This is a genomic window from Bacillus sp. B28, from assembly GCF_029536185.1.
Taxonomy (GTDB): domain Bacteria; phylum Bacillota; class Bacilli; order Bacillales; family Bacillaceae; genus Bacillus; species Bacillus halotolerans.
Window position 1 is genome coordinate 3,249,068 of sequence record NZ_CP120511.1, and the last position, 25,703, is coordinate 3,274,770.

The 25,703-nt window shown below is 45.1% G+C and carries 30 protein-coding genes, 1 pseudogene and 1 riboswitch; of the genes and pseudogenes, 8 read left to right on the forward strand and 23 right to left on the reverse strand.

Annotated elements, in window-relative coordinates; translation table 11 throughout:
* Positions 1 to 4 precede the first annotated feature (4 nt).
* The 15 genes from sufC to P3L57_RS16290 form a co-directional block, all read right to left on the reverse strand.
* Positions 5 to 790 carry a Fe-S cluster assembly ATPase SufC gene (gene sufC / locus P3L57_RS16220; RefSeq protein WP_044159040.1) on the reverse strand — a complete coding sequence of 262 codons (786 nt, stop codon included), beginning with the start codon at positions 788 to 790 and terminating at the stop codon, positions 5 to 7.
* Between the two features lie 177 nt (positions 791 to 967).
* The gene (locus P3L57_RS16225; RefSeq protein WP_010331789.1) at positions 968 to 1,120 is read right to left on the reverse strand and encodes a YuzK family famiily protein; all 153 of its coding nucleotides are present in this window, start codon (positions 1,118 to 1,120) and stop codon (positions 968 to 970) included.
* A gap of 192 nt (positions 1,121 to 1,312) precedes the next feature.
* The gene (locus P3L57_RS16230; protein ID WP_059292599.1) at positions 1,313 to 1,690 is read right to left on the reverse strand and encodes a carboxymuconolactone decarboxylase family protein; all 378 of its coding nucleotides are present in this window, start codon (positions 1,688 to 1,690) and stop codon (positions 1,313 to 1,315) included.
* An 82-nt stretch (positions 1,691 to 1,772) separates the two neighbouring features.
* Positions 1,773 to 2,594 carry a methionine ABC transporter substrate-binding lipoprotein MetQ gene (gene metQ / locus P3L57_RS16235; protein ID WP_024122769.1) on the reverse strand — a complete coding sequence of 274 codons (822 nt, stop codon included), beginning with the start codon at positions 2,592 to 2,594 and terminating at the stop codon, positions 1,773 to 1,775.
* A gap of 13 nt (positions 2,595 to 2,607) precedes the next feature.
* Positions 2,608 to 3,276: a methionine ABC transporter permease MetP gene (gene metP, locus P3L57_RS16240; RefSeq protein ID WP_044159042.1), complete on the reverse strand. Its 669-nt coding sequence runs from the start codon at positions 3,274 to 3,276 to the stop codon at positions 2,608 to 2,610.
* Positions 3,269 to 4,294 (reverse strand): methionine ABC transporter ATP-binding protein MetN, encoded by a 1,026-nt coding sequence (gene metN, locus P3L57_RS16245; protein ID WP_059292703.1) that lies wholly within the window; start codon positions 4,292 to 4,294, stop codon positions 3,269 to 3,271. The genes metP and metN overlap by 8 nt, the downstream gene beginning before the upstream one ends.
* 107 nt (positions 4,295 to 4,401) lie before the next feature.
* Positions 4,402 to 4,508, reverse strand: a riboswitch (SAM riboswitch).
* A 114-nt stretch (positions 4,509 to 4,622) separates the two neighbouring features.
* Positions 4,623 to 4,967: an SCP2 sterol-binding domain-containing protein gene (locus P3L57_RS16250; RefSeq protein WP_024122772.1), complete on the reverse strand. Its 345-nt coding sequence runs from the start codon at positions 4,965 to 4,967 to the stop codon at positions 4,623 to 4,625.
* Between the two features lie 107 nt (positions 4,968 to 5,074).
* Positions 5,075 to 5,395 carry a thioredoxin family protein gene (locus P3L57_RS16255; RefSeq protein WP_059334828.1) on the reverse strand — a complete coding sequence of 107 codons (321 nt, stop codon included), beginning with the start codon at positions 5,393 to 5,395 and terminating at the stop codon, positions 5,075 to 5,077.
* Between the two features lie 11 nt (positions 5,396 to 5,406).
* Positions 5,407 to 5,760, reverse strand: a complete 354-nt coding sequence (locus P3L57_RS16260; RefSeq protein WP_069487012.1) for a toprim domain-containing protein — start codon at positions 5,758 to 5,760, stop codon at positions 5,407 to 5,409.
* 77 nt (positions 5,761 to 5,837) lie between these two features.
* Positions 5,838 to 6,074 (reverse strand): YusG family protein, encoded by a 237-nt coding sequence (locus P3L57_RS16265; RefSeq protein WP_010331799.1) that lies wholly within the window; start codon positions 6,072 to 6,074, stop codon positions 5,838 to 5,840.
* Between the two features lie 55 nt (positions 6,075 to 6,129).
* Positions 6,130 to 6,513, reverse strand: coding sequence for a glycine cleavage system protein GcvH (gene gcvH / locus P3L57_RS16270; protein WP_010331800.1), 384 nt, complete (start codon positions 6,511 to 6,513; stop codon positions 6,130 to 6,132).
* Between the two features lie 66 nt (positions 6,514 to 6,579).
* On the reverse strand, positions 6,580 to 6,936 hold the full coding sequence (locus P3L57_RS16275; RefSeq protein WP_024122775.1) for an arsenate reductase family protein: 357 nt from the start codon (positions 6,934 to 6,936) through the stop codon (positions 6,580 to 6,582).
* Positions 6,937 to 7,047: 111 nt separating this feature from the next.
* Positions 7,048 to 8,832 carry an acyl-CoA dehydrogenase FadE gene (gene fadE / locus P3L57_RS16280; protein WP_069486950.1) on the reverse strand — a complete coding sequence of 595 codons (1,785 nt, stop codon included), beginning with the start codon at positions 8,830 to 8,832 and terminating at the stop codon, positions 7,048 to 7,050.
* A 15-nt stretch (positions 8,833 to 8,847) separates the two neighbouring features.
* On the reverse strand, positions 8,848 to 10,023 hold the full coding sequence (locus tag P3L57_RS16285; protein WP_069486949.1) for an acetyl-CoA C-acetyltransferase: 1,176 nt from the start codon (positions 10,021 to 10,023) through the stop codon (positions 8,848 to 8,850).
* A 10-nt stretch (positions 10,024 to 10,033) separates the two neighbouring features.
* Positions 10,034 to 12,403 (reverse strand): 3-hydroxyacyl-CoA dehydrogenase/enoyl-CoA hydratase family protein, encoded by a 2,370-nt coding sequence (locus P3L57_RS16290; protein ID WP_069486948.1) that lies wholly within the window; start codon positions 12,401 to 12,403, stop codon positions 10,034 to 10,036.
* A gap of 175 nt (positions 12,404 to 12,578) precedes the next feature.
* On the opposite strand from P3L57_RS16290, the gene P3L57_RS16295 reads away from it, so the two are divergent.
* Positions 12,579 to 12,722 (forward strand): YuzL family protein, encoded by a 144-nt coding sequence (locus tag P3L57_RS16295; RefSeq protein WP_069486947.1) that lies wholly within the window; start codon positions 12,579 to 12,581, stop codon positions 12,720 to 12,722.
* 27 nt (positions 12,723 to 12,749) lie between these two features.
* On the opposite strand, the gene P3L57_RS16300 is transcribed toward P3L57_RS16295, so the two are convergent.
* A complete protein-coding gene (locus P3L57_RS16300) occupies positions 12,750 to 13,658 on the reverse strand; it encodes a proline dehydrogenase (protein ID WP_264798198.1) in 909 nt (302 codons plus the stop codon).
* A 99-nt stretch (positions 13,659 to 13,757) separates the two neighbouring features.
* Here P3L57_RS16300 and P3L57_RS16305 point away from each other — a divergent pair, with 99 nt between their 5' ends.
* The 4 genes from P3L57_RS16305 (at position 13,758) to mdtP (ending at position 16,607) form a co-directional block, all read left to right on the forward strand.
* Entirely contained in the window at positions 13,758 to 14,003 is a 246-nt protein-coding gene (locus P3L57_RS16305) for a hypothetical protein (protein WP_044159050.1), read from the forward strand.
* A 12-nt stretch (positions 14,004 to 14,015) separates the two neighbouring features.
* Positions 14,016 to 14,348: a spore coat protein gene (locus tag P3L57_RS16310; protein WP_024122779.1), complete on the forward strand. Its 333-nt coding sequence runs from the start codon at positions 14,016 to 14,018 to the stop codon at positions 14,346 to 14,348.
* Between the two features lie 173 nt (positions 14,349 to 14,521).
* On the forward strand, positions 14,522 to 14,968 hold the full coding sequence (locus P3L57_RS16315) for a MarR family transcriptional regulator (protein WP_044159054.1): 447 nt from the start codon (positions 14,522 to 14,524) through the stop codon (positions 14,966 to 14,968).
* Between the two features lie 25 nt (positions 14,969 to 14,993).
* Complete coding sequence (gene mdtP / locus P3L57_RS16320; protein WP_044160330.1) at positions 14,994 to 16,607, forward strand: multidrug efflux MFS transporter MdtP; 1,614 nt, start codon at positions 14,994 to 14,996, stop codon at positions 16,605 to 16,607.
* A 34-nt stretch (positions 16,608 to 16,641) separates the two neighbouring features.
* Here the strand turns inward: mdtP and P3L57_RS16325 are convergent, their stop codons facing one another.
* A complete protein-coding gene (locus P3L57_RS16325) occupies positions 16,642 to 17,025 on the reverse strand; it encodes a tautomerase family protein (protein WP_059334837.1) in 384 nt (127 codons plus the stop codon).
* Between the two features lie 22 nt (positions 17,026 to 17,047).
* The gene (locus P3L57_RS16330) at positions 17,048 to 17,788 is read right to left on the reverse strand and encodes an SDR family NAD(P)-dependent oxidoreductase (RefSeq protein ID WP_264798199.1); all 741 of its coding nucleotides are present in this window, start codon (positions 17,786 to 17,788) and stop codon (positions 17,048 to 17,050) included.
* Positions 17,789 to 17,930: 142 nt separating this feature from the next.
* On the opposite strand from P3L57_RS16330, the gene P3L57_RS16335 reads away from it, so the two are divergent.
* Positions 17,931 to 18,818, forward strand: coding sequence for a LysR family transcriptional regulator (locus P3L57_RS16335; protein WP_069486944.1), 888 nt, complete (start codon positions 17,931 to 17,933; stop codon positions 18,816 to 18,818).
* Between the two features lie 20 nt (positions 18,819 to 18,838).
* Here the strand turns inward: P3L57_RS16335 and P3L57_RS16340 are convergent.
* The 4 genes and pseudogenes from P3L57_RS16340 to P3L57_RS16355 form a co-directional block, all read right to left on the reverse strand.
* Positions 18,839 to 19,127 (reverse strand): annotated as a pseudogene (locus P3L57_RS16340) (YusU family protein).
* A gap of 27 nt (positions 19,128 to 19,154) precedes the next feature.
* Positions 19,155 to 19,982: an ABC transporter ATP-binding protein gene (locus P3L57_RS16345; protein ID WP_081638363.1), complete on the reverse strand. Its 828-nt coding sequence runs from the start codon at positions 19,980 to 19,982 to the stop codon at positions 19,155 to 19,157.
* Positions 19,983 to 20,197: 215 nt separating this feature from the next.
* Complete coding sequence (locus P3L57_RS16350; RefSeq protein WP_024122787.1) at positions 20,198 to 20,635, reverse strand: YusW family protein; 438 nt, start codon at positions 20,633 to 20,635, stop codon at positions 20,198 to 20,200.
* Positions 20,636 to 20,743: 108 nt separating this feature from the next.
* A complete protein-coding gene (locus tag P3L57_RS16355) occupies positions 20,744 to 22,528 on the reverse strand; it encodes a M3 family oligoendopeptidase (protein ID WP_069486943.1) in 1,785 nt (594 codons plus the stop codon).
* Between the two features lie 136 nt (positions 22,529 to 22,664).
* Here P3L57_RS16355 and P3L57_RS16360 point away from each other — a divergent pair, with 136 nt between their 5' ends.
* Both P3L57_RS16360 and mrgA read left to right on the forward strand, forming a co-directional pair.
* The gene (locus P3L57_RS16360) at positions 22,665 to 23,519 is read left to right on the forward strand and encodes an oxidoreductase (protein ID WP_069486942.1); all 855 of its coding nucleotides are present in this window, start codon (positions 22,665 to 22,667) and stop codon (positions 23,517 to 23,519) included.
* Between the two features lie 77 nt (positions 23,520 to 23,596).
* Positions 23,597 to 24,058: a metalloregulation DNA-binding stress protein MgrA gene (gene mrgA, locus P3L57_RS16365; protein ID WP_069486941.1), complete on the forward strand. Its 462-nt coding sequence runs from the start codon at positions 23,597 to 23,599 to the stop codon at positions 24,056 to 24,058.
* Between the two features lie 39 nt (positions 24,059 to 24,097).
* Here mrgA and P3L57_RS16370 read toward each other — a convergent pair whose 3' ends face one another.
* Positions 24,098 to 25,474 carry a S1C family serine protease gene (locus P3L57_RS16370; RefSeq protein ID WP_059292586.1) on the reverse strand — a complete coding sequence of 459 codons (1,377 nt, stop codon included), beginning with the start codon at positions 25,472 to 25,474 and terminating at the stop codon, positions 24,098 to 24,100.
* Between the last annotated feature and the right edge of the window lie 229 nt (positions 25,475 to 25,703).

Below are 25,703 nucleotides of genomic sequence, written 5' to 3' on the forward strand. Positions count from 1 at the left end.
ACGCTTACGCTTCTTGGCCTACAGTTTCGTCTTCAATGCCAAGTTCTTTTTTGATCCAGTCATAACCTTCTGCTTCAAGACGCTGTGCAAGCTCTGCACCGCCGGATTTTACAACGCGGCCTTGCATCATAACGTGAACCACATCAGGAGTGATGTAGTTTAACAGACGCTGATAGTGAGTGATCATCAGGCAGCCGAAGCTTTCGCTGCGCATTCTGTTGATCCCTTTTGATACAACTTTCAGAGCATCAATATCAAGACCTGAGTCGATTTCATCAAGGATGGCGATTTTCGGTTCAATCATCATCAGCTGAAGGATTTCGTTGCGTTTTTTCTCCCCGCCTGAGAAGCCTTCGTTGAGGTAGCGCTGAGCCATTTCAGGGTCCATTTCTAAGAACTCCATGTTTTCGTCCATTTTGCGGATGAATTTCATAAGAGAAATTTCATCGCCTTCTTCTCTGCGCGCGTTGATCGCAGAACGAAGGAAGTCGGCATTTGTCACACCGCTGATTTCACTTGGGTACTGCATTGCAAGGAACAAACCTGCCTGCGCACGCTCGTCCACTTCCATTTCCAGTACATCTTTGCCGTCAAGCGTGATACTGCCCTTCGTTACTTCATATTTAGGATGCCCCATAATAGCAGCTGACAGAGTTGATTTACCAGTACCGTTCGGTCCCATTACGGCATGGAACTCTCCGCCTTTTATTTCAAGGTTTACACCTTTTAAGATCTCTTTCCCTTCGATTTCAACGTGAAGATCTTTGATCGTTAATGTTGAAGCAGCCATATCTATACCTCCAAAAATATATAATCATTATTCTCATTTTATTCTCATTCTAATTTTATAACAAATGAAAAGTAAATACAACTTTTTATCGTGCCTTGCACATTTCTCAAGTTTAACAAAGTTCAGCACTTTATTAAAGCAATTGAAAAAGAAAAAGAGTGGATTCCCACCCTTTTTTTAAAGACCGATTTTCTCATTAAGCTCCGCAGAATACCGCTTGCATTTTTTATATTCAAGCTCTCTCTGCCGCTCAACTTCCATTCTTGTATCCAGCCGGCGTCCGTATTCCTCGTACCCGATTCCATGCGACAGCTGCATCGCTTTTTCCATTTCTGACGTATAATCGAGGTCCAGTCTGTCCTGGCTGCTGCAAATAATGAATCAATCCCTTCATTTATTTACTGCTATTGTATCAGCTCTTAGACCGGCGCTGCAAAATGGATATGGCTTGATATAACAACGGATGAGACGAAAGGACCCTTTGAGTTGAAATGAGAATCGTTTTTCGGAATATTCCTTCTTCTAATGCGCAGTGTTTCCAAATTCCTCTATGCACTGCTGGACAACTGTCACACCTTGGCTTAGAGCAGCTCCGCCTCCGAATGCCGCCGCCACACTGACAGCTTCAAGAATGTTTTCTTCTGTTGCTCCTTGGTCAAGACAGCCTTTTGTGTGATAGATCATGCAATATTCGTCCTGAGCATTGATAGCGATCCCCAGTGCAATCAGCTGTTTTTCTCTTTCTGTTAGTGAATTAGCTGCAAAGCATTGTTCGGTAAATTCGTTAAACTTTCTTCCCATCATCGGCATCTTCTGTTCAAATGTGCCTAAACTTTGTTTATATTGTTTTAGCGCGTCCTGCATGCTTCCTCTATCTTGATTCAAAGAAAATCCCTCCATCTGTTTAACATTCCTTTTTATTATGAACAGCTTTAAGGAAAATACCCAAAAAACCCCGGATTTCTCATCCGGGGTTTCAGTCTTATTCAGATACAGGAAGCACAGCTCCGTCATATTTTTTATCGATGAAGTCTTTGATCTTTTTAGAGTGAAGAACTTCCATCAGCGCTTTGATTTTTGCAGAATCCTCTTCGCCATCTCTCACTGCAATGATATTGGCGTAAGGGTTATCTTTTGTTGATTCCACTTCAATCGCGTCTTTTTTAGGATTTAATTTATTTTGGATCGCGTAGTTCACATTGATGAAGGCCGCGTCTCCTTCTTTGTTTTCATATGCTTTTGCCGTTAATTCAGGCGCTACTTTTTTGAACTGAAGGTTTTTCGGGTTTTTCTTAATGTCTTTCAGTGTTGCATCGACTGTCTCCACTTTGGAATCAAGTGTAATTAATCCTGCATTCTCAAGCATAGCAAGCATACGGCCTTGTTCAGCGACGTTATTTGTCAGGATAATTGTCGCACCGTCGGGAAGATCTTTTAATGATTTGTATTTTTTAGAATAAATACCGAATGGCTCTAAGTGAATCGCACCGGCATTCGCAAGTTTATAATCTTTGTTTTCTTTCATTTCTTGCTCAAGGTAAGGAATGTGCTGGAAGAAGTTCGCATCCACTTCTTTATCAGCCAAGGCTTTGTTGTACATTTTGTAATCACTAAGCACTTTCACTTTCAGTGTGTAGCCTTTTTCTTTTAACAATGGTTCAGCTTCTTTTAAAATTTCTGCATGCGGTGTTTTTGTAGCTGCAACAACAATTTCTTTCTTGCCGGATTCAGCGTTATTAGAACCGCAGGCAGCCATAACTCCTGCAAATACCAGCAGTAATGCACCCAAAAATAGCTTTTTCAATGTAAATCCTCCCTTATCGTTTGTCTATTATATTTGTTATAACATCACCGATGATTTGAATAATAAATACGATGATTAAAATAAACACAGTAGCAACGAAGGTAACATCAGTATTATTAGACTGATAGCCTTCTACGTACGCAAGGTTTCCAAGGCCTCCTGAACCGATGGCGCCGGCAATTGCCGTTGAGCCGATCAAAGCGATGGCCGTAACCGTGATCCCAGAAATAAGGGCCGGCATGGATTCCGGGAGCAGCACTTTGAAAATAATCGTTGATGTTTTGGCTCCCATTGATTTCGCAGCTTCGATGACGCCTTTATCTACCTCGCGCAGCGCAATTTCAGCAAGCCGCGCGTAAAACGGGGCTGAGCCGATGACTAACGCCGGCAGTGCCGCGTTCGGCCCTAAGATGGTGCCGACTAAAAACTTCGTAAAACCTAGTAATAAAATAATTAAAATGAGGAACGGAATAGACCTGAATACATTGACAATGGCCGCAATCACAGTGTTAACCGCTTTGTTCTGCCAGAGGCTCCCTTTGCTTGTGAGAAAGAGCAGCAGACCGAGGATCACCCCGATGACAAAGGCAAAAACCAAAGAGATCAGCGTCATATAAAGCGTTTCGTATGTCGCGTTCCATAATTCAGTTACATCAACGTTCGGGAAGTATTTTTCAAACATTCGTGATCACCTCTGCTTTCACCTGTTTGTCATTAATAAACCGGATCACGTTTTGCACTTCTTCCTCGTCACCGTCAATATGGATGAACAATGAACCGTATGCTCCGTCCTTCGTCTGCGAGATTTTCCCTTGCAGAATATTGACACTGACATTGAAGTTTCTGATCATCTCTGTAATCAGAGGCTGTTCAGCCGCTTCGCCGACAAATGTGAGCTGAACCGTTGTTCCTGACGCTTTTTCGTCAAGAAGATGCTGAAGCGTTTCTTTTGTTTCTTCAGGCTCAGTCACCTGCTGGACAAATCGTTTTGTCATTTCTTCCTTCGGATTCTTGAAGACATCGAGAACTTCCCCTTCTTCAACAACCTTTCCGTTTTCCATGACAGCGACTCTGTTGCAGATTTTGCGGATGACATGCATTTCGTGTGTGATCAGCACAATCGTCAAACCGAGTCTTTCATTAATATCGGACAAAAGATCCAAGATTGAATCAGTTGTTTGCGGATCTAAAGCTGATGTCGCTTCATCACAAAGGAGAACCTTCGGATTGTTTGCGAGCGCTCTGGCGATTCCGACCCGCTGTTTTTGTCCGCCGCTCAGCTGGGACGGGTAAGATTTTTCTTTTCCTTCTAAACCTACCAGTTTAATCAGTTCATTGGCACGCTTAATCCGCTCGCTTTTTTTCACCCCGGCAATTTCTAAAGGAAACATGATGTTATCTCTGACAGTTCGCGACCAGAGCAAATTGAAATGCTGGAAAATCATACTGATTTCATGGCGTGCTTTTCTTAAATTTCGTCCGTTTACTTCATTAATCTTTGTTCCCGCCACTTCCACGATTCCTGAGCTTGGTTTCTCAAGTCCGTTCAGCAGACGGATTAAGGAACTTTTACCAGCTCCGCTATATCCTATAATTCCAAAAATCTCACCTTTTTTTATGGAAAGCGAGACATTTTGGACAGCATTGACATCTCCATGTTTCGACTTATACACTTTTGAAACATTCTGAAGATTGATCAAAGCGATCACCTGCCTTAACACTATTCTAAGAAATCTTCCGGTTTTTTCTGCAAAAGAAAAGCCTTTCTGCACACTTGAGCAGAAAGGCTTATATTAAACTCGCCTTTCTCTCATCTTTCAAAGCTGAACGCTTCGTGTGAATTGGCACCATTTCAACAGTGTTGATGGTTGCCGGGCTTCATAGGGCACTTCCCTCCACCTCTCTTGATAAGAGAAATATATAGTCTTTTTCGTCCGGAAATTCTTAATGTAGAATAGCATGGCGAATGATAAAATGTCAATAAAATAAATGATGTCAACTTTTACTATTATAATAATTTACTACTTTTCAATTCTTTAGAATCCTCTGAAAAAAACCATTCGTCAGCCACAGAATGGCTTCCAGCTTTAACAGCGCTCTGAATGAACCCTTTACCTTTAGGCTCCCGCTCTGGATCAGGTGCTGAAGGGAAATGTCTCCATGCAAAAGATCAATGATTTCTGTTTGGTTTCCATAAAAGGTCAGGTTGGACGTGTGGGGCGGAGAAATCTTTTTCATTTCCCCTTGTTCGTTTATTGAGACGGTTAAGGCTTCTGTTTCTCCTTGGAAGGTAATGAGCAATGTTGAAGTGTTCAAAAGGGGTTTTAAAAACAGATGCTGGTAATCATCTTCTAAAACTTCCGCTTTCTCCATTTGTACAACCTCCTATTTGTTGGTCATACATACACATTTCTCTCTTCAGCGCAAGAACCCCTTTATAAAACGAACGACAATTTCATTGGAATGTGCCGAGAAAAATGTCATAAATGAGATGCAGAAGATGATTTTTGTTTGATCAGCTCATATAAGTAAGAAACGGAATGAAACGCATACCCTCTTTCAATTACTTTCCCGCCCTTAAACAGCAGAAAACAAGGGACGCTTTCAATTTGATATGCTTTTGCAAACGCCGGTGAATAGTTGAGATTATTTTTATAGAAGGCGACAGACGGAAGCATTTCTTCGACAACTGTCAGCATTTTGCTTGCCAGCTGGCAGGTCCCGCAAAACGGAGTATATAAATATAGGAGATACACATCATCAGTAATGTGTTTAAGTTCTTGTTCTTGGAGTTCTTTCATGCTATAACACCTCAGGTCTTTCTTTCAAGAAAAATCGTATGGACATTCAGATTTGCGCTCAGCAATACAGATGCTATATGGTGTCTGGGCGCCGCCGCCACTTCCTTATAGGCTCTGTCGATATGTAAATGGAAGGCTTCATTAAATTCCCTTTTCAGCTGTTTTCTCAATTTCTCGCCCGATTCATCGGCATCAACCAAAATATAGACGTCCTTCTCGTAAAGCTCGTCAGCCAATTCCTCCAGCTTCAGCTGGCTGATTGTTCCGTTTGTGCAGATAATGCGCACTGGCTCATTCAGGACGCTTTCAATCTTTTCTTTATCTGATTTCCCTTCAACAATCAAGACTTTTTCCAGCTCGTCCATGTTCATCTGCTTCACCTGCCGCGTCAAATTTGAAACGTTCAGATTGTAAAAGAAGGCAGTGAAATTCACCGCCAACATTAACACCAGCCGCTTTCGTAGTCACAATCCACATATTTCTGATCGTCTCCTGAAACCACGTCGGCTGTCTTATAAAACTTTTCATTTTCATAGGTAAAACCGGACTTAAGCTCATATTCATTCATGCCTGTCATTTGGCCGATCATCTCATCTTCATGATATAACGAGAGCCGGCCATTTTGAAAGCGGCCTGTCACATCATTGGTGACATCGAGCTTTTGTTTGCTGAAAGCCATATTGGACACCTCCCATAGCGTTAGCGTATCCAATTGCCTGCTCAGCTATCCGGTTTTAGTCTTGCTGTGTCATCTCTTCGTATTGCTCTGCTGTCATTAGTTTTTCAATTTCAGACGCGTCAGACGGTTCAACGACGATCATCCATGCTTTTTCATACGGAGATTCGTTGACGAACTCCGGGCTGTCATCAAGATCTTCGTTTACTTCCACTACAGTTCCGTTAATCGGTGCGTAAAGCTCAGATACCGTTTTTACGGATTCTACACTTCCGAAAGGCTCGTCCGCTTTAATTTCAGCGCCGACTTCAGGAAGCTCAACAAACACGATATCTCCGAGCTCGGATTGGGCAAAATGGGTAATGCCGATTTTGGCTTTTTCTCCTTCAACTTTTACCCACTCGTGTTCTTCTGAGTAACGCAAATCTTTAGGTATGCTCAATTGAATCCCTCCATTTTTTACAGCACTACAATAAGAAGATACCACACTTTTCGAAAAAAATTTACATCATGACCAGTTTTCTTCAAATTGATCTTCTTTAAAGCCGACTGTCACTTTTTCGCCGTCTGTTGTGAGCGGGCGCTTGATCAGCATTCCGTCTGAAGCCAGCAGTTCAAGCTGTTCGTCTTCTGACATGTGATACAGTTTTTCCTTCAGATTCAGTTCACGGTATTTCATGCCGCTTGTGTTGAAGAATTTCTTTAAATCCAGCCCGCTTTTTTCATAAAGCGATTTTAGCTCCTCTTTGCTTGGAGGCTGTTCTGCAATATGTATTTCGTTGATTTCTTTTCCATGCTCTTCAAGCCATTTTTTCGCTTTGCGGCACGTTCCGCATTTAGGGTACCAGTAAAAAGTTAACGACATCTTCTTCCCCCTCAATAAAATAATCGAGGTTATTTTAACACAGTTTGTTTTAAAAACCTAAAACAGTGCTTCATAAAAAAAGAGCTCCGGATGAGCGGAGCTCCTTGGGACTCAGACAATATATTTTTCGGCCTCGAACACACCCGCTGCCGCTTCACGTTTTTTCCGAATGACATTTTTAGGCGTCACGCGTGTCAGCTTGCGGAGAGTCGAGAGCATCATACGGAGAGAATCCCCTTCTTCCATTGCAAGTAAAGATTCTTTCGCATGGGCTTCAATTTCGTTAAAGGCTTCTTGAACGAAAATTTCTGTGTACAGCAGCTTTTGTGCTGCTTTATCGCTTCCTTGCGCGGCAATGGCCTTTTCCGTTCTGAGCACCGCTGATTCCATAGCATATACATTGCTGACAATATCAGCAACGTTTACGAGAATTTCTTGTTCGCGGTCGATCGCTTTTCCGTATTTTTGCGCGGCAAGACCCGCGGCGAACAGGGCGATTTTTTTGGCTTGCTTGACAATATATTTCTCTTGCTCTAATACGCCGGTGCCCGGCTCCTCAGGCATAAGCATCATGAGTTCTTCTTGAAGCGCCTGTGCCTTTTCAAAAAGAGGCAGCTCGCCTTTCATCGCTTTCTTCAGAAACGTGCTTGGCACGATTAAACGGTTAATTTCATTTGTTCCTTCGAAAATCCGGTTGATCCTGGAATCCCGATAGGCTCTTTCCACCTCATATTCCTGCATAAATCCGTAGCCGCCGTGGATTTGCACGCCTTCATCGACAATATAATCAAGCGTTTCAGAGCCAAATACCTTGTTGAGAGAGCATTCAATGGCGTATTCGGCAATGGACTTCGCAATTTGTCTTCCGTCCTTTAGGTCTTCAGCTGTAAACTGGCTCATATTGTCTTCAAACAGCCCGACGGTTCTGTACACAGAGCTTTCCATCGCATACAGTCTTGATGCCATCGTCGCGATTTTTTCCTGGGTCAGCGAAAAGCCTGCGATCGGCGTTTTAAATTGGCGGCGCTGATTTGCGTAAGCTGCAGACAGCTCGATCACCCGTTTTGACGCGCCGATCGTTCCTACTGCCAGCTTGTAGCGGCCGATATTTAAAATATTAAAAGCGATGACATGCCCTTTGCCGATTTCTCCAAGAAGGTTTTCCTTCGGCACCTCAGCCTGATCCAATATGAGGGTTCTTGTCGAGGACCCTTTAATTCCCATTTTCTTTTCTTCAGGTCCGGTTGATACGCCCGGAAAATCTTTTTCTACAATAAAAGCGGAAAACTTTTCGCCGTCCACTTTGGCGTAAACGACAAAGACATCGGCAAAAGCTGAGTTGGTGATCCACTGTTTTTCCCCGGTTAATACGTAATGCGTTCCTGCTTCATTCAGCACCGCTGTCGTTTTTGCGCCTAACGCATCAGATCCGGAACCCGGCTCAGTCAGTGCGTACGCAGCGATCTTTTCCCCTGAAGCCAGATCAGGGAGATATTTTTTCTTTTGCTCTTCCGTTCCGAAGAATACGATCGGCAAGGAACCGATGCCGACATGTGCACCGTAAGAAAGTGAAAAGCTTCCCGCACGCGAAAATTTTTCAGTGATCAGCGCCGAGCTGATTTTATCAAGGCCCAGCCCGCCGTATTCCTCGGGCACATCGGCTCCGAGAAGCCCCAGTTCTCCCGCTTTCTTCAAAAGACGGACGGAATGTTCAAATTGATGGTTCTCAATTTCATCTATATGCGGCAGAACGTCCTGCTCAATGTAATCCTCCGTTGTTTTCGCAATCATTTTATGCTCGTCGGTGAAATCCTCCGGTGTATACATCTGATCATATGTGACATCCTCGATTAAGAAACCGCCGCCTTTTAGTACTTCAGCCGTTTTTTTCGTCATTTGTTTTTTCCCCCTTTAGCATAATTCAAATACACCGGCTGCTCCCATCCCGCCGCCGATACACATTGTGACGACACCAAATTGCTCATTTCTTCGTTTCATTTCGTGAATCAGCGAGAGAGTAAGCTTTGTGCCCGTACAGCCAAGCGGATGTCCGAGTGCGATTGCGCCCCCGTTGACATTCACTTTCTCCTCATCAATCCCCAGCTCCCTGATGACTTGGATGGCTTGTGATGCAAAAGCTTCGTTCAGTTCGAACAGCCCGATGTCCTGCAGTTGAAGTCCGGCTAGCTTCAGTGCGCGCGGAATGGCTTCCACGGGCCCGATGCCCATGACTTCCGGCGGCACCCCGCCAACTGCAAAGGAACGGAATTTGACAAGCGGCGCCAAACCAAGCGCATCCGCTTTTTCGCGATCCATCAGCATGACAGCCGCCGCCCCGTCACTTGTTTGCGAGGAATTTCCGGCAGTGACTGTCCCGTCAACGGAAAAGGCCGGGCGTAATGTGCTTAAAATGTCTGTGGTCGTTTGCGGGCGGACACCTTCATCCTGAGAAAAAACAGTAAGTTTTTCCTGCGGCTTATGATTTTGGCCGATTTCTGTCACCTTGACTTCGACTGGGACAATTTCATCTTTAAATTTCCCCTCTGCAAGGGCTTTGGCAGCTTTCTGGTGGCTACGCACGGCAAAAGCATCCTGATCTTCACGGGAAACGCCGTATTTTTTCGCAACCTGTTCTGCCGTGTGTCCCATGCTCATGTAATACTCCGGCGCTTTCTCGGCTAATGCGAGGTTCGGACGGGTCACATGCCCCATCATCGGAACCTGTGACATAGATTCCGCTCCGCCTGCAATGGCCGTATCGTAGGCGCCAAGCATAATTTTTTCTGCCGCATATGCGATGGACTGAAGACCTGAGGAACAGTAGCGGTTGACCGTAATCGCCGGCACCGTATATGGCAGACCCGCAAGCGCGCCGATATTTCTCGCCATATTGAGCCCCTGTTCTGCTTCAGGTGTCGCACAGCCAATAATTAAATCGTCAATATTGCCCTCATAGCCGCCTGCTCGTTTCAGCGTTTCTTTCACGCAAATGGCTCCCAAATCATCCGGGCGAACGGTGGCCAATGAACCTTTTTTCGCTTTCCCTACCGGTGTTCTTGCTCCTGCCACAATAACTGCCTCTTTCATAAACTCCCTCCTAGTTCCGTAAAGGTTTGCCTTTCACCAGCATATGCTGCATTCTCGCTTGAGATTTCGCCTCGCCTGCCAGACTTAAAAACGCTTCTCTCTCAATTTCCAATAAATACTCTTCATCCACCTCTGTTCCGAACGGCACTTTTCCGCCGGCAATCACAAAAGCGAGCTTTTTAGCGATTTTCATATCATGCTCAGATAGGTAGCCGGACAGCTTCATTTGCTCTGCACCGAGCAGAAGCGCGGCATAACCTGTTTCCCCCGCCACCTTGACCTTTTCTTTTACAGGCGGCCGCCAGCCGGTATCGTATAAAGAGGCGGCTAACTGCTTTGCATCGTACAGGAGGTGATCCTGGTTAGTGCTGATACGGTCAGCCTCTTTTAAAATGTTCAGTTCCCGGGCCTCTTGGGCGGAAGTTGACACCTTAGCCATTGCGATCGTTTCAAATGTTTTCATGGCCGCATTCATCGGATCAAGACCGCGACGAAGATGATTGATGTACAGCTCTTTATTGCCCCCTCCGCCAGGGATAAGGCCGACTCCTGATTCTACAAGTCCCATATAGGCTTCGCTTGTCGCTTGTATACGTGCAGCAGGGAGACACACTTCCGTCCCTCCGCCGAGCGTCATGCCAAATGGAGCTGCAACAACAGGTTTCGCGCTGTATTTGATGTTCATCATTGTCTCTTGAAAACGCCGTATCACCAAATCAACTTCCATAAAGTTGTCATCTTGTACTTCCATTAAGATCATGGCGAGATTGGCGCCCACACAGAAATTTTTGCCTTGATTGCCGATGACAAGCCCTTTGTAATTCCGCTCTGTTTCTTCCAAAGCTCTGTTGATCATTTGAATGATGTCGAACCCGATGGCATTGCTTTTCGAGTGAAACTCGAGAAGCGCCACATCGTCTCCAAGGTCGATCAGGCTGGCTCCGCTGTTTTTGGCAATGACGCCGTTTGTTTCTTTGACCGATTGTAAATGGATTCGTTTCTTGTTTTCTTTTACTGCTCTGTATTCGCCGCTTTCGTAATAAAGCACTTTTCCGTTTTCTCTGATGTAGAAGGTTTCATTCCCTTTGTCCAGCATATCTTTTATCCAGCCGGGAATCTCCGCTCCTAGATGTTCAAGCTTTTCCGCCGACTGTCTGAGACCGATTGCGTCCCAGATTTCGAATGGCCCCAGTTCCCAGCCGAAACCCCATTTCATGGCTTGGTCAATTGCATGAATATCGTCGGCAATTTCTCCGAGCAGCTGGGCTGAGTAAAGCAGCGTTTGCGACGTGATATTCCACAGCAGCTGGCCAGCCCTGTCTCCTGAATAAATAAGCGCTTTCATTTTGGCTTTTGTCCCTTTAGCTTGCTTTGCCGCTTCAAGAGCCGGTGTTTTCATCTTTGTCCGTTCTCCGTAAGTAAGCGTCATCGGGTCTAGCTCATAAATCGTTTTTCCTTCTTTTTTATAAAAGCCTTGACCGGATTTGCTTCCGATCCAGCCTTTTTGCAGCATGTCATTCATGAAGTCAGGCAGGCGAAACACTTCTTGTTCGTCTCCCTCTGCTTTGTCATATACGTTTCGGGCGACGTGGGCAAACGTATCAAGGCCGACAACATCCAGCGTTCTGAAGGTTGCGCTCTTCGGTCTGCCGATCAGCGGGCCTGTGATGGAGTCGACTTCTCCGACCTGATAGCCGCCTTTCAGCATTTCTTGAACCGTAATGAGAAGTCCGTACGTCCCGATTCGGTTTGCGATAAAATTTGGTGTGTCCTTAGCTGTAACCACACCTTTGCCGAGGACATTTTCACCGAAGGATGTCATAAACGCCAGGATGTCAGGATCAGTTTCCTTAATCGGAATGATCTCCAGCAGCTTTAAATATCGCGCCGGGTTAAAAAAGTGTGTTCCGAGAAAATGAGCTTTAAAATCATCAGACCTGCCTTCAGCCATTGCCTGCACTGAGATGCCGGACGTGTTGCTTGAGACGATGCTGCCCGGTTTCCGATGCTCATCCACGAGAGAGAAAATCTTCTTTTTGACCTCAAGATTTTCCACAACGACCTCAATAATCCAATCAGCTTCCTTCAGCTTCTCAACATCATCTTCTAGATTGCCGGGAGTAATATAAGCGGTATTTTGTGCTGACGTAAGAGGGGCAGGCTTTTGTTTCAGCAGCTTTTTCACCGCAGATCTGCTCAGCCTGCTGCGCACCTCCGGACTTTCCTTCGTCAGCCCCTTTTTCTCCTCTTCCTTTGTTAAATCGTTCGGCACAATATCAAGCAGCAGGACCGGAATTCCGATGTTAGCCAAATGCGCAGCAATACCGGAACCCATAACCCCCGATCCTAAAACGGCTGCTTTTTGAATGTGTTTGTGCATGAGACATCCCCCTTGAACGTTGAATGAATAATCATTCATTTTTTGGTCAAAAAAAATGGAAACCCGTTTCTTCTTTCATCATAAAAGATTTTTGTTTCGACTTCAATAGCTAATTTGTTATTTTTTTGTATGAAGCAAATAGAAGACGGGAAACGTAAACCTGGAGGTGAAGGGAATGGTGCGAGAGAAAAAGAACCCGTCTTCAGCAGCAGTAAGCGCGGCGAGCGTGAAGGGAGATGCCGGTCCGACACAGCAGTACGGCGGCGGAAAACGGACAAGCCAAAATCAGCAGTATAAGAAACATAACATGGAACAATAACAATGCAGCTGCGGTTCGCGGCTGCTTTCACTTTTTGAAAATCCCTTTTAACACAAAAGCCGCATTTGCGGGTCTTTCGGCGATTCTTCTCATAAAGTAGCTAAACCAGTCGGTTCCATACGGGACATATACACGCATCTTGTACCCTTCCTTCACGAGTTCCTTCTGCCGCTCCGGCCTAATCCCGTAAAGCATTTGAAACTCGAATTGTGACAGCGGGATTTGATGCTCGGCAACGAGTTTCTTCGTAAATGCAATGATGTCATCATCGTGTGTAGCGACGGCAGTATAGTTCCCGCTCAGCAGATGAAGTTTAATCAAGCTCTGAAAGTGAAGGTCTGTTCCTTTTTTATCAGGGAATGCAACGGCCGCAGATTCCTTGTAAGCGCCTTTGACAAGTCTGAGATTCGGCTTCAGATCGTGCAGCTTTCGGGTATCTTCTGCAGCCCGGTAAAGATACGCCTGTATCACCGTACCCAGCATGTCAAATTCCTGCTTGCACTGCCTGTAGATGGCAAGCGTCTGTTCATAATGTGAGTAGTCCTCCATATCGATCGTCACAGCCACGTCATTTTCCTTCGCGGCAGATAGAATGTCACGCAAATGTGAAACGGCCAGCTCCTCTGAAATATCGAGCCCCAGTGACGTCAGCTTAATGGAAAGCCCGGAATCTAACCGATGGTCGGCAATCGCTTGAATCGCCTTCTTGCATTCCTCTGCGACTCGACTTGCTTCTTTTTGTGTAGCCGCATACTCGCCTAAATAATCGATGGTTGTGCACAATCCGGATTGATTCAGCTTTTTAATGGTCCGAACAGCCGATTCAATCGTGTCCCCCGCGACAAATCTCCGCGCCCCCAGCCGTGATCCGTATGCTTTGGCAAGCTTGGTGAGCGTTTTATTTTGAGATAAGAATAAAAACATATGTCTCAACATCCAATTCCCTCCTGACGATACAGCCTTCTTCAAAACACCTGTATATAACTCCCATACTGAAGGAAACATAAAACGAATAGAACGCAAAGGAGGATGACAATGAACAATCAGCAGCAATCTCAAATGCCGCCCTCTGTTATTTCGACAAAGGATCATTTGTATCTGAATGACATGCTGAACTGGAATCTGCTCGCAATGAAAAAAGCGCATTTTATGGCGCAGCAGTGCCAAGATCAAGCATTAAAACAAGAACTAGACCGTGTCGGACATATGCATCACGATCACTATCAAAGAATATTAAAGCACCTGCAGCCAGGCCAGCAGCAGTCCGGCTACATCCAATAAGGAGGCGCCAAAATGAATCAGCAAAATCAGAAAATCAGCAACCCGCAAACACCTGTGCCGACTACATCAGAAATGAATGACAGAGATGTCGTCAATGAACTTTTGACAACGGAAAAATACATGACCACTGCGTATTGCACTGCTCTGCACGAGTTCAGCCATGAATCTCTCTATCAGGATATTCAATCCATTTTTGATGAGTCACAAAAAGCGCAAAGAAAACTGTATGATCTCATGTTCCAATATGGATGGTATACTGTTGAAGCAGAGGACGCCCAAAAGCTGCAGCAATCCTATCAAAAGTTCCAGCAAACCATTCAGCAGCAGTCTCCTTATCAGCAATAAAGTTCCATCAATCAGATCCGCAAAAAGGGTATGATGTGCTTTACCGGCATCTATCCTTTTTTTGTGTGTAAAATCAGTTGACTTTTTATTAACGCTTATTTATATTTAATAAGCATTAACTATTTCAATACATTAAATATAAACACAGATTATATTAAAGAGGAGAAATGAAGATGAAGAGTGCGGATCAGTTAATGTCTGATATTCAACTATCGCTTCAGGCGCTCTTTCAAAAGATACAGCCTGAAATGCTGGATAGCATGGAGAAACAGGGGATTACCCCCGCGCAGCTGTTTGTGCTCGCAAGCTTAAAAAAGAATGGCAGCCTTAAAATTTCTGAAATTGCCGAACGGATGGAGGTCAAGCCAAGCGCGGTAACGTTAATGGCAGACCGCCTTGAACAAAAAAGTCTGATCGTCAGAAAACACAATACCCAAGACAGGCGAGTCATTAATATCAGCCTTACCGATGAAGGAGACAGAAAGTTCGAGGACGTTTTGGCGGGCAGAAAAGCCATAATGGCACGATACCTTTCTTACCTGACGGAAGAAGAACTGCTGCAGGCAGCGCATATGACGAAAAAGCTGGCACAAGCTGCTGCCGAAACCAATGAAAAGTAAAATAGGAAAAGAGGAAACGGATGAAATGAGTAATGAAGGAAAACAATCAAAACGGACTTTATTAATAACAGGCTTAATCATTGCCATGTTTTTCTCAGCCCTTGACGGTACCATTGTCGGAACTGCCATGCCGAAAATCGTCGGAGATCTTGGCGGTTTGAGCATGATGACCTGGCTGACTACGGCGTATTTGTTAACATCAACAACGGTCGTGCCGATTGCCGGTAAATTAGCCGACTTATTGGGGCGCCGCATCGTCTATGTATCAGGGTTGCTTATTTTTATGGCTGCTTCAGCTCTGTGCGGAATGGCCAACAATATGACAGAATTGATTATTTTCCGCGGTTTGCAGGGAATTGGCGGAGGTATTATGATGCCGATGGCCATGATTGTCATTGGTGACTTATTTACAGGGAAACAGCGTGCCAAATTCCAAGGGGTCTTTGGAGCCATTTACGGGCTTGCCTCTGTTATCGGGCCGCAAATCGGAGGCTGGATCGTTGATTCATTAAACTGGAAATGGGTTTTCTACATTAACCTTCCTGTTGGAATTATCGCGGTTATTTTTATTGCCAGAGGATTGCAGGGCCGTAAGCAGACCGGTCCGATCAACTTTGATATCGCCGGTATTTTCACAATGATTGTCGGGGTTGTCAGCCTTCTTCTTGCCCTAAGCTTCGGCGGGAAAGATTACGCATGGGGTTCATGGCAGATTCTCGGCTTGTTCGCACTCGCACTGATCGGAATTGTGAGCTTTATTATTGTTGAATCGAAAGCGAAAGAACCGATCCTTCCAATGTATCTATTTAAAAATAGAACATTTACGTTTTTGAACCTGATCGGCTTTTTTATGAGTATCGGAATGTTTGGCGCAATTACGTTTGTTCCTTTCTTTATGCAGGGAATTGTCGGTGTAAGCGCGTCTGAATCAGGCACTATTATGACACCGATGATGATCTCAATGATCATCACAAGCATTATCGGCGGCCAGCTTGTTTACAAAATAGGCATTAAACCGCAAATCATAACAGGCATGCTGATTATGGCTGGCGGATTCCTTCTGTTAACCACCTTGGATTTAGACACGAGCAAACTTGTCGCAACATCCTATATGGCCATTATCGGTCTTGGAATGGGTCTTGTTATGCCGATTCTGACGCTGGCTTTACAGGAAAGCTTTTCGAAAGAGGAGCTTGGGGTCGTCACCTCTTCCAGCCAATTCTTCCGTTCTATCGGGGGCACTTTCGGCATTACCATGCTGGGCGCTGTAATGAATGCGAGATCAGGAAGTTTATTAACAGATAAACTGGTGCCGTACTTAGACTCACTTCCAGCACAGGCAAGCTCGTTTGCCGCCCAGCTAAAGGGTATGATTGATACAAATCCGCAAGGGCTGCTGCAATCACTGTTCAGCCCGGACGCAATTAAACAAATCCCTGCGGCTTTCTCATCCCATATTATGCCGATATTAAAAACATCGTTGATGGATTCGCTCCACAGCGTGTTTTATACAGGCCTGATCTTTATCGCAGTCGGAGCTGTATTCACCTTATTCTTAAAGCCTATTAAGCTTTCGAATAAGAAAACGGATGAACAAAAGGAAAAAGCGGCACAAGCCGTTGAATCCCCTTCTCATTAATAGAGCGCCCCGCGGACATAACCGCGGGGCTTTTTTATTCGATCATCTGGGCCCTTCCGTTTCCGAAGGACCAATCCTCATCCTGATTTCCGGCCAGTATGATAAACACATCTTCTTTTCTTACACCAAGCTCCGAATGAATCCGGCTTGCCACTGAATGGTAAAACGATTTCTTCTGTTCTGTTGTTCTTGAATCTTTCAATGTAAAATGGATGTAAATCAGTTCATCTGTGCGCTCTACCTGTAAATAAGACGGATCATAAAAAAATTCGCTTTTTTGGTATTGCCGGATCACTTGAAAGTAATCATCAGCCGGTACATTGATTTCTTCGATCATAGACTGGTGAATGGCTCTGCTCAGTTTTTGAAGCCATTCTTTGCTTCTCCCCGCTCGTAAATGAATCTGTACAAATGGCATCTCTCACACGCCGCTCCTTTCTTTACATCGTCTGGCCGCTGTCAATCGTGATGATTTGTCCTGTCAGGGATTCCTGTTCAAGCACGGAACAAATCAGCCGTGCCACATCACTCGCTTCAGCAATTCGCCGCAACAGCAAAGTGCCGCTCATGTTTTTCATTTTTTCTTCACGCCCCGTCCACCATCTTGTCGCGACAGCTCCAGGTGCGACACCGCACACTCTGATTTCTGGCGCCAAAGCGTGTGCCAATGATTTTGTCAGGCCGTGCACCGCTGCTTTTGACACAGCATAGGGCATAGAAGAGCCCGCCCCGGTTGACCCCGCGATACTGCCGATATTAACGATCGCCCCAGCCTTGCTTTTTTTCATGAAAGGAGCCGCTGCTCTCGCGCAAAAAAACATTCCTTTGACATTGACCGCATATAACTCGTCCCATACGTCCTCTGTCGCGGCGTCGAGATCATCCATTGGAATATGCCGTGTAATACTTGCGTTGTTGATTAAAACGTCAATCGTGCCGTATTGCTTTACTATCGCTTGAACCATGTTCTGCACTTCACTGTTTTTGGATACATCGGCTTTGATAGCAACGGCCTGCCCGCCCTCGCTTTTGATGATTTCTGCTGTTTCCTCCGCCTCAGCTCGCGAGCGTGAATAATTCACTGCAACAACCGCTCCGCGTTTCGCTAATTCAATGCATGCTGCTCTTCCTATTCCCGTGCCGCCCCCAGTGACGAGAGCTGTTTTGTTCTTAAGATCCATTGCCGCCACTCCTTGTTGTTTGTATATATTTTGAAATCTAAACTGCTGATTCTATTGTAATGGAGGTTTGGTGTTACGTATAATGATTGTTAAAGATACTCGATATCACTTAGATTGATATCAGAAGAACGGGGGATTCAACATGGAAAGCGGAGATCTGCGTGTGTTTCAAATGGTAGCCCGCGAAGGCACAATTACGAAAGCCGCCCTGCAGCTTGGTTATGTGCAATCAAATGTGACGGCCAGAATTCAGCAATTGGAAGCTGAGCTCGGCACCACCCTCTTTTTGCGCCATAATCGAGGGATGACACTCTCTTCTAGCGGAAAGCTTCTGCTGGATTATACGGATAAAATTATCGGGCTGCTGGATGAAGCGTCTAAAGCGCTCTCATCTTCTGTCGAACCAAGCGGGCCGCTTATGATCGGCTCCACTCAAACAACCGCCGCGGTAAGGCTTCCGAAGCTTCTGGCTGCTTATTATGAAGAGCATCCAAACGTACAGCTGTCTTTAACAACAGGGCATACACAATTTCTCATTGATAAAGTTCTTCGTTATGAATTGGATGGCGCGTTTATCGGATGCGAATGCAATCATCCTGAGCTCAAATCCTATCCTGCATTTGAGGAAGAACCAGTGGTTGTTTCGGCTGCTTCTGTTTCCAATGCAGAGGAAGCCATCACAAAGCCGATTCTCGTTTACAGCACAGGCTGTTCGTATCGAGAGACACTTGAAAAATGGCTGCACTCCGTCGGCGTCACACAGCCGGTGATTATGGAGTTCGGCACACTTGAAGCGATTATAGGCGGGGTAATAGCGGGTCTTGGCATCTCATTGCTGCCGCGGACTGTTGTACAAAAACACGAGTTTGAAGGTTCGATCCGATTGTACACGCTCCCTGAAGCCCTCAGACAGATGAAAACAGAATTTATTGTTCGAAAAGATTCGTTTATCAGCAGCGCGTTGCGGACCTTTATGGATTCCTTTGCGCCTGATAAAACGGCAGCATCACAAAAAAGCAGTCTGCTCTGATTGGCAGACTGCTTTTTTAGCTATTGTTTGTTTCGATGCGCTTCATTTAATTCCTTAATATGCTGAATGATATCTTTAATGCCCTGCTTTGCGTCAGGATATGTCGCATTCCAATGCTTAGCGAGCGGAGGCATGCTTTTGGCGATATGCGTGTACAAGATCCATTGCTTCACTTCTTCTTTTAGCTCATTGTTTGATTCACCAAGCAGAAGCTCAGTATATTTCTCCAGCAATCCATCCAGCTGTTCTTGCAGTTTTTGTTCCATTTATACATCTTCCTTTCAAAAAAACATCAAGGAGCTTTCTTATTGATGAAAGCTCCTTTAGCCGTGTTATTTATCCATGTGATGTGAAAGCCGCTTCCCGGACAATGCATCTGCCCCGGCCATGAGGAATGCAAAGAGGCGTTCCGAACAGCGGGTCCTGTGTGACCTGACAGTTCATAGAAAACACATTTTGCACCAGATCACAAGTAATGACCTCTTCCGGACGGCCTTCAGCGTAAATCTGTTTATCTTTAATAGCCACAAGGTGATGTGCGTAGCGGCACGCTAAATTCAAATCATGGAGCACCATGACGATCGTCCGCTGTTCCTTCTCATTCAGCTCAAACAGCAAATCAAGAATTTCTATTTGATGCGTCATATCCAAATACGTTGTCGGTTCATCCAGAAGTATAATATCCGTTTCCTGGGCAAGCGTCATCGCAATCCAAGCCCGCTGGCGCTGTCCGCCTGATAAGGAATCAACGGCACGGTCAGCCATATCTTCCAGCTTTGTGGCTTTAAGCGCTCTCTCAACAGCTGCCTCATCCTCTTTTGACCACTGTTTCAGCCAGTTTTGATAAGGATATCTTCCCTGCTTTACAAGCTGATGCACTGTCAGTCCCTCCGGAGCAGAAGGCCCCTGCGGCAGGATGGCAAGCTCCTTTGCGACTTCCTTTGTCGGAAGCTTGGCGATCGCTCTTCCTTCCAATAGCACAGAACCGCCTCTCGGCTTCATCAGCCGCGCCAACGAACGTAAAAGTGTCGATTTTCCGCAGCCGTTGCTGCCGATAAATACGGTAATTTCACCTTTTGGAATCGTTAAATTCAGTTCATCAATAATAACAGCATCCCCGTACCCTAAGCTCAGCGTTTCTGTAGAAATTGCACTCATACCCATAACCGCTCCTTTTTGCTGGCTTTTTAGCAGCTCTATGTATCGCACGTTTTATATAGACATGCATGTAAGTAAATTGTCATCAATGCAAGTGATACAATATTCAGTCTCTGATATGGTCATATATCCCTCATTGTAGCAGAAAACAGTGACTTTGAAAATCATTTTCAATTAGTTTTCTGGTCAAAAATGGCGGTTATGGGTTTTTCAGCACATGATTATTTTTTAATTTCTCTGACAGCCCCGTTCTTAAGCTTCAGTTTTAAGTCGATATGATCATAGTGGCTGTCAAGGTTAAAAGCCGCCAGCACGCTGTGAATCACTTCCTTTTCAGCCATTTGATCTGTCACGGATAGCTCGCTCAGAATCATTTTCATCTCATCCAGCGCTTCTTCTCCCTCTTGATTGATGCCTGAGAGCTTATCTTGTATTGCTGCTGTTTCATGAGTTCCGTTTTTTTCGTATATCCCTTCATAGCGATTATGCTCACCGTCACCATAGCTGACGCGAAGCGAGAAATTGCTGTAAGGAACAGATTTCATATGAGTAACTGCCGTATTTTCTCCTTCTGCTTGCTGCTGTTCTTCATTGAGACGGCAGCCCGCAATCAGAACAACTGCGAGACAAACGGCCCCCGCCGCTCTGATCAAATGCATAATGGTTCCCCCCTGTAGAATTCCATTTCTTTTAGGTATGTCCAAGGGATGGAATCCTCATTCAGAGAAAAGAACAGAAAAAGCCGGGCTTCAGCGCCCGGCTTTCCTTTATGATTCAGTCATTTGCAAAAAGGCTTCGGCGTCCTGCACTGCCAGCTTGATGGCATTTTCCCAAAAGTCTCTCTTCGTGATGTCTGCGCCTAAATGCTTCAGCGCTAAATCTTCTGCGGTCATGGATGCCGTATCACGCAATAGCGCTATATATTTCTCTTCAAACGTGTTTTTTTCTTCAAGCGCCAGAGCGTAAATGCCGAGAGAAAACAGATAACCGAACGTATAAGGGTAATTATAAAACGGCACTCTCGTAATATGAAAGTGGAGCTTTGACGCCCAGAATAGCGGATGATACTCGCCTAAAGCGCCGCAGAACGCTTCTTTTTGCGCTTCTTCCATCAGCTCGTTTAAACGGTCCGCCGGCACAATTCCCCGCTTTCGTTCCTCGTAAAATCTCGTTTCAAATAAAAACCTCGCATGGATATTCATAAAGAAAGCAACGCTTCTTTGCACTTTATCCTCCAGAAGCACAAGCTTTTCTTCCTTTGTCTCCGCCTGATTGACAGTCGCGTCTGCCACAATCATTTCGGCAAAGGTTGACGCAGTTTCCGCTACGTTCATGGCGTAGGATCGATTTAACGGCCTTACATTGAGCATCGCTTCCTGATGAAAGGCATGCCCGAGTTCATGGGCAAGCGTTGAGACGTTCGAGGCACTGCCGGAAAACGTCATGAAGATACGGGATTCCCCGCTGTCCGGAAAGCTCGTGCAAAAGCCGCCGACTCTTTTTCCGCTTCTGTCCTCGGCTTCAATCCAGCGGTCACGGAACGCCTTTTCTGTAAAAACGGACAACTTTCGGCCAAACGTGGAAAATTGGCTGACAATTAAGTTTGCGGCTTCATCGTATGAATATTCCTTCCCGGCAGACCCAATCGGTGCCTCAACGTCATACCAATTGAGCTTTTCGAGACCAAGCATGGATGCTTTCCGGTTGAGAAACTGAACGAACGGCTGCTTATTTTCAGTAATGACCTGCCACATCGTATCCAGCGTTTCTTTTTTCATCCGGTTGATTTGCAGCGGCTCCTTCAGAACGTCCTCCCATCCCCTCGCTTTGTAGGTTTCCAGCCGGAACCCCGCCAAATGATTCAGCGTGCTGCTGAAAATATCCTGTTCCCGCTCCCAAGCTTGATTGGTGCGTTCAAAAACGGTTTTTCTGACATCACGGTCCTGAGAAGACATCATGTTTTCCGCCTGTCCGACAGATAATTGTTTTTCCTCAAACGGAATGGTCATTTTTCCGACAACGATATGATATAAATCATCCCAGGCATGATAACCGTCAACCGCAAGGCTTCCAATCAGTTTTTCTTTGTCTGGGCTGAGCTTTTCCGCAACCCGTTCTCTTCTTTCATTTAATATGTATGATACCTCTCGCAGTCCAGGTGTTTTGAGCAATTCTTCCCACACGCCTTGATCAATCTCCACAAGTTTATGATCGAATGTGACAAGGGAGGACTGAAAATCTGCGACTAGCTGATGCATGAATGATTTATGTTCATTCGCCTTCTGATCGCTCATGTTCTGTGCCTGAAGACAAGAGACAAAAGCACCGGCCTGCTTAAGCTTTACCGAATTTTGTTCAAATGCATCAAGCAATGCGGTCAGCCTTCCAGCATCATCAGGTGTTTCTGGCGCCTCAAATGCATCCGTCATGTCTTGAAATGCACGCAGGCTTTGTGACAGCTTTTCAATATATCCCTTGAATTCCTCTGACTGGCTCCCGCCTTTAAAAAACGAATCCAGATCCCATGTTTTGTCTACCCCTTGCAACCCCATGACTCAAAACCCCTTTCCTTATTTGATTTTATTATAGAACAATTGTGAATTATTGTATAAAAAATTTCTTTTATGGCGTCATTCTCTGTGCATCATTGTACAATAGCTGTAGCCCCAAACAGGAGGATATGGAAAAATGAATAAAAAAATAGCTATCGTAACAGGAGCGTCAAGCGGTTTCGGTCTGCTGACAGCAGTCAAACTGGCTCAGTCATTTTTCGTCATTGCCACAGCAAGGCAGCCCGAGAAAGCGGAACAGCTGCGCGGTTTAGCAGCAAAACATCATGTAGCTGACTCCATTCACATCACCGCTCTCGATGTCACTGATGAACACTCGATCGAAGCCTTTGGAAAAACCATAAGTGCGTATGCCCCAATTGATTTACTCGTCAACAATGCGGGGACAGCTTACGGGGGATTTATCGAGGATGTGCCGATGGAGCATTTCAGAAAGCAATTTGAAACGAACGTTTTCGGATTAATCAATGTCACAAAAACCGTCCTTCCTTACATACGAAAGCATAGCGGGGCAAAGATTATAAACGTAAGCAGTATCAGCGGTTTAACCGGATTTCCCGCATTGTCGCCTTACGCCTCTTCCAAGTATGCATTGGAGGGGTTTTCAGAAAGCCTGCGTCTGGAGCTGCTTCCTTTCGGCATTGAAACCGCTCTGATCGAGCCAGGCTCATACAAAACATCGATCTGGTCAACATCGTTATCGAATCACATGACTGTGCCGGCTGACGATTCAGCTTATCATCAATACTATAAAAAGATCCTTTCTTATGTTGAAAAAAATGCCGATGAAAGCGGAGATCCCCAAGAGGTTGCCGACCTCATTTATCAATTAGCCATGAAACAGCGTTTAAAGAAATTGCGTTATCCGATCGGAAAAGGCGTCAAGCTCACCCTGTTATTCCGAGCGCTTTTTCCTTGGTCCGCATGGGAGTCTATCCTGAAGAAAAAACTATTCAGCCGATCTAAATTATAATAATTATAATTTAGTATTGATTATTAATTAATACGTGGTATAATTAAATTAACAGATCACAAGGAGGACGTAAGATTATGAAAACCGAAAACGCAAAAACAAACCTGGCATTAGTTGAGAATTCAATGAACACCCAATTATCAAACTGGTTTCTTCTATACTCCAAGCTGCACCGTTTTCATTGGTATGTAAAAGGGCCTCACTTCTTTACATTGCATGAAAAATTTGAAGAACTGTATGACCACGCGGCGGAAACTGTGGATACGATTGCCGAGCGCCTGCTGGCGATCGGCGGACAGCCTGTTGCCACTTTGAAAGAATACACTGAGCAAGCATCTATCACAGACGGCGGAAACGAAACGTCAGCTTCAGAAATGGTCCAAGCTTTGGTGAACGACTACAAACAAATCAGCAGTGAGTCTAAATTCGTCATCGGCCTTGCGGAAGAAAATCAAGACAGTGCGACGGCAGACTTGTTTGTCGGATTAATCGATGAAGTCGAAAAACAAGTATGGATGCTTTCCTCTTATTTAGGCTAAAAAAAGCTGAACCCTCTTCGGGTTCAGCTTTTTTGCTATTTAGCTGCTGAGGCTTTCTGTCTGCTTGGTCAGTGTCACGTTCAGGTTTTTCGTTTTTCCGTTTCGTATCACTTGAATTGTTGTTTTATCTCCGACTTTTAAATCTTTATATAGGATTTGACGGATATCCGCACTGCTTTGGATATCTTTTCCGTTTAATTTGACAATAACATCCTCAGATTTCATTCCTGCTTTAGCCGCCGGTGAATTAGATTGAACTTCTTTGACGTAGACACCTTTGCTCAATTGATCGCCAAACAGGCCGAGTGTGTTTTCCTGGTACGTTTCAGGAACTTGCGACATATCAATCATTTGCACGCCTAAGAATGGACGTTCCACTTTTCCGTTTTCAAGAAGCTGGTCAACAATTGGCTCTACATCGTTGCTTGGAATCGCAAAACCGAGTGACTCAACCCCATTTTCACTTACTTTCAAACTGTTGATACCGATCACTTGGCCGTTTGAATTGATTAACGGGCCGCCGCTGTTCCCCGGATTGATTGCCGCGTCTGTTTGCAGCACATTCATCTCAACCGTACCTTGAGTCGTATCGACATCAATCGTCCGGTTAAGTCCGCTGATGATCCCTTGTGTCACTGTTCCGGAGAATTGCTGGCCGAGCGGGTTACCGATGGCGATGACTTTTTCACCTGTGCGCAGCTGCGAAGAATCCCCGAAACTCGCCACTTTTTTGACGTTCTTATTGCTGATTTCCAAAACTGCCAAATCCGTAATTGCATCGCTTCCCACAAGCTTGGCTGTCTCCGTTTTACCATTGTACAGGGTAACAGTCAGCTTATTCGCTCCTTCCACTACGTGGTTGTTTGTAATGATATATGCTTTGTTATTGTCTTTTTTGAAAATGACCCCTGACCCCGTTCCGCTTTCACTTTCTGATCCAGAGCTGCCTTCTGTGCCGAATGTGTTATTTTGAGAGGTTTGGATATTTGAGATTCCGACAATTGTCGGCTCTAAGTCCTCTACCATATCAGCCACGTTGGTCGCGTTTGTCACAGGTGTCGTTGTAAAGTTGTCTGATTGCACCTGTTTATTTGCGGAAGCCGTCTCGGTCGTCTGATTATGGTCAGACGGTAAATAAGGCGCGACGCCGAGCATCAGTCCGCCGCCGATGATCCCGCCTAAAATCGGGCTCAGCCATGCGGCTCTCCGCTTCTTTTCTTTTTTTACAGCTGTTTCTTTCTTTTCCATTTCTAAAGCGGAAGCCGTTTCTTTTCGTCCCGCTTCATCAGAATGAGGCGGATCAAGCAGTTCTTGTTCAGGATGCTCAATCAGCTTTTGGTTTTCTGTATTCATGTTTTCTGTATGTGAAGGTTCTGTGTGTTGTTCTCCGTTCTGGTCATCCCGTCGATAATCCATATGCATACACTCCTTATTCGGTTTTCGTATATCGTTACATATTCATCGCATGTACAAGTTCAATTGTCCCAATAATGAGGAGAAAAGCAAAGCACCAAAATAGAATATGTTTGATCATCCTACATCTTCCCCGCTCTTTTCTTTTCCTTTCTTCCCTTATACACATCATAAACAAACATTGTGGGATAAAAATGAAAAGAATATGTGAAATTATGAAAATTGCCTGCCG

What these genes read in the sequence shown, in the direction of transcription:
- metP (WP_044159042.1), bottom strand. Translation starts at nt 3,276, where the DNA reads ATGTTTGAAAAATACTTCCCGAACGTTGATGTAACTGAATTATGGAAC.
- P3L57_RS16350 (WP_024122787.1), bottom strand. Translation starts at nt 20,635, where the DNA reads ATGCATTTGATCAGAGCGGCGGGGGCCGTTTGTCTCGCAGTTGTTCTG.
- P3L57_RS16310 (WP_024122779.1), top strand. Translation starts at nt 14,016, where the DNA reads ATGAATCAGCAAAATCAGAAAATCAGCAACCCGCAAACACCTGTGCCG.
- P3L57_RS16305 (WP_044159050.1), top strand. Translation starts at nt 13,758, where the DNA reads ATGAACAATCAGCAGCAATCTCAAATGCCGCCCTCTGTTATTTCGACA.
- P3L57_RS16275 (WP_024122775.1), bottom strand. Translation starts at nt 6,936, where the DNA reads ATGTCGTTAACTTTTTACTGGTACCCTAAATGCGGAACGTGCCGCAAA.
- P3L57_RS16300 (WP_264798198.1), bottom strand. Translation starts at nt 13,658, where the DNA reads ATGTTGAGACATATGTTTTTATTCTTATCTCAAAATAAAACGCTCACC.
- P3L57_RS16360 (WP_069486942.1), top strand. Translation starts at nt 22,665, where the DNA reads ATGAATAAAAAAATAGCTATCGTAACAGGAGCGTCAAGCGGTTTCGGT.
- sufC (WP_044159040.1), bottom strand. Translation starts at nt 790, where the DNA reads ATGGCTGCTTCAACATTAACGATCAAAGATCTTCACGTTGAAATCGAA.
- mdtP (WP_044160330.1), top strand. Translation starts at nt 14,994, where the DNA reads ATGAGTAATGAAGGAAAACAATCAAAACGGACTTTATTAATAACAGGC.
- P3L57_RS16260 (WP_069487012.1), bottom strand. Translation starts at nt 5,760, where the DNA reads ATGGACGAGCTGGAAAAAGTCTTGATTGTTGAAGGGAAATCAGATAAA.
- P3L57_RS16255 (WP_059334828.1), bottom strand. Translation starts at nt 5,395, where the DNA reads ATGAAAGAACTCCAAGAACAAGAACTTAAACACATTACTGATGATGTG.
- mrgA (WP_069486941.1), top strand. Translation starts at nt 23,597, where the DNA reads ATGAAAACCGAAAACGCAAAAACAAACCTGGCATTAGTTGAGAATTCA.
- P3L57_RS16225 (WP_010331789.1), bottom strand. Translation starts at nt 1,120, where the DNA reads ATGGAAAAAGCGATGCAGCTGTCGCATGGAATCGGGTACGAGGAATAC.
- P3L57_RS16265 (WP_010331799.1), bottom strand. Translation starts at nt 6,074, where the DNA reads ATGGCTTTCAGCAAACAAAAGCTCGATGTCACCAATGATGTGACAGGC.
- P3L57_RS16295 (WP_069486947.1), top strand. Translation starts at nt 12,579, where the DNA reads ATGGTGCGAGAGAAAAAGAACCCGTCTTCAGCAGCAGTAAGCGCGGCG.
- P3L57_RS16325 (WP_059334837.1), bottom strand. Translation starts at nt 17,025, where the DNA reads ATGCCATTTGTACAGATTCATTTACGAGCGGGGAGAAGCAAAGAATGG.
- fadE (WP_069486950.1), bottom strand. Translation starts at nt 8,832, where the DNA reads ATGACGAAAAAAACGGCTGAAGTACTAAAAGGCGGCGGTTTCTTAATC.
- P3L57_RS16330 (WP_264798199.1), bottom strand. Translation starts at nt 17,788, where the DNA reads ATGGATCTTAAGAACAAAACAGCTCTCGTCACTGGGGGCGGCACGGGA.
- P3L57_RS16315 (WP_044159054.1), top strand. Translation starts at nt 14,522, where the DNA reads ATGAAGAGTGCGGATCAGTTAATGTCTGATATTCAACTATCGCTTCAG.
- P3L57_RS16355 (WP_069486943.1), bottom strand. Translation starts at nt 22,528, where the DNA reads ATGGGGTTGCAAGGGGTAGACAAAACATGGGATCTGGATTCGTTTTTT.
- P3L57_RS16290 (WP_069486948.1), bottom strand. Translation starts at nt 12,403, where the DNA reads ATGCACAAACACATTCAAAAAGCAGCCGTTTTAGGATCGGGGGTTATG.
- P3L57_RS16230 (WP_059292599.1), bottom strand. Translation starts at nt 1,690, where the DNA reads ATGGAGGGATTTTCTTTGAATCAAGATAGAGGAAGCATGCAGGACGCG.
- P3L57_RS16370 (WP_059292586.1), bottom strand. Translation starts at nt 25,474, where the DNA reads ATGGATTATCGACGGGATGACCAGAACGGAGAACAACACACAGAACCT.
- P3L57_RS16345 (WP_081638363.1), bottom strand. Translation starts at nt 19,982, where the DNA reads ATGGGTATGAGTGCAATTTCTACAGAAACGCTGAGCTTAGGGTACGGG.
- P3L57_RS16285 (WP_069486949.1), bottom strand. Translation starts at nt 10,023, where the DNA reads ATGAAAGAGGCAGTTATTGTGGCAGGAGCAAGAACACCGGTAGGGAAA.
- P3L57_RS16250 (WP_024122772.1), bottom strand. Translation starts at nt 4,967, where the DNA reads ATGGAGAAAGCGGAAGTTTTAGAAGATGATTACCAGCATCTGTTTTTA.
- P3L57_RS16335 (WP_069486944.1), top strand. Translation starts at nt 17,931, where the DNA reads ATGGAAAGCGGAGATCTGCGTGTGTTTCAAATGGTAGCCCGCGAAGGC.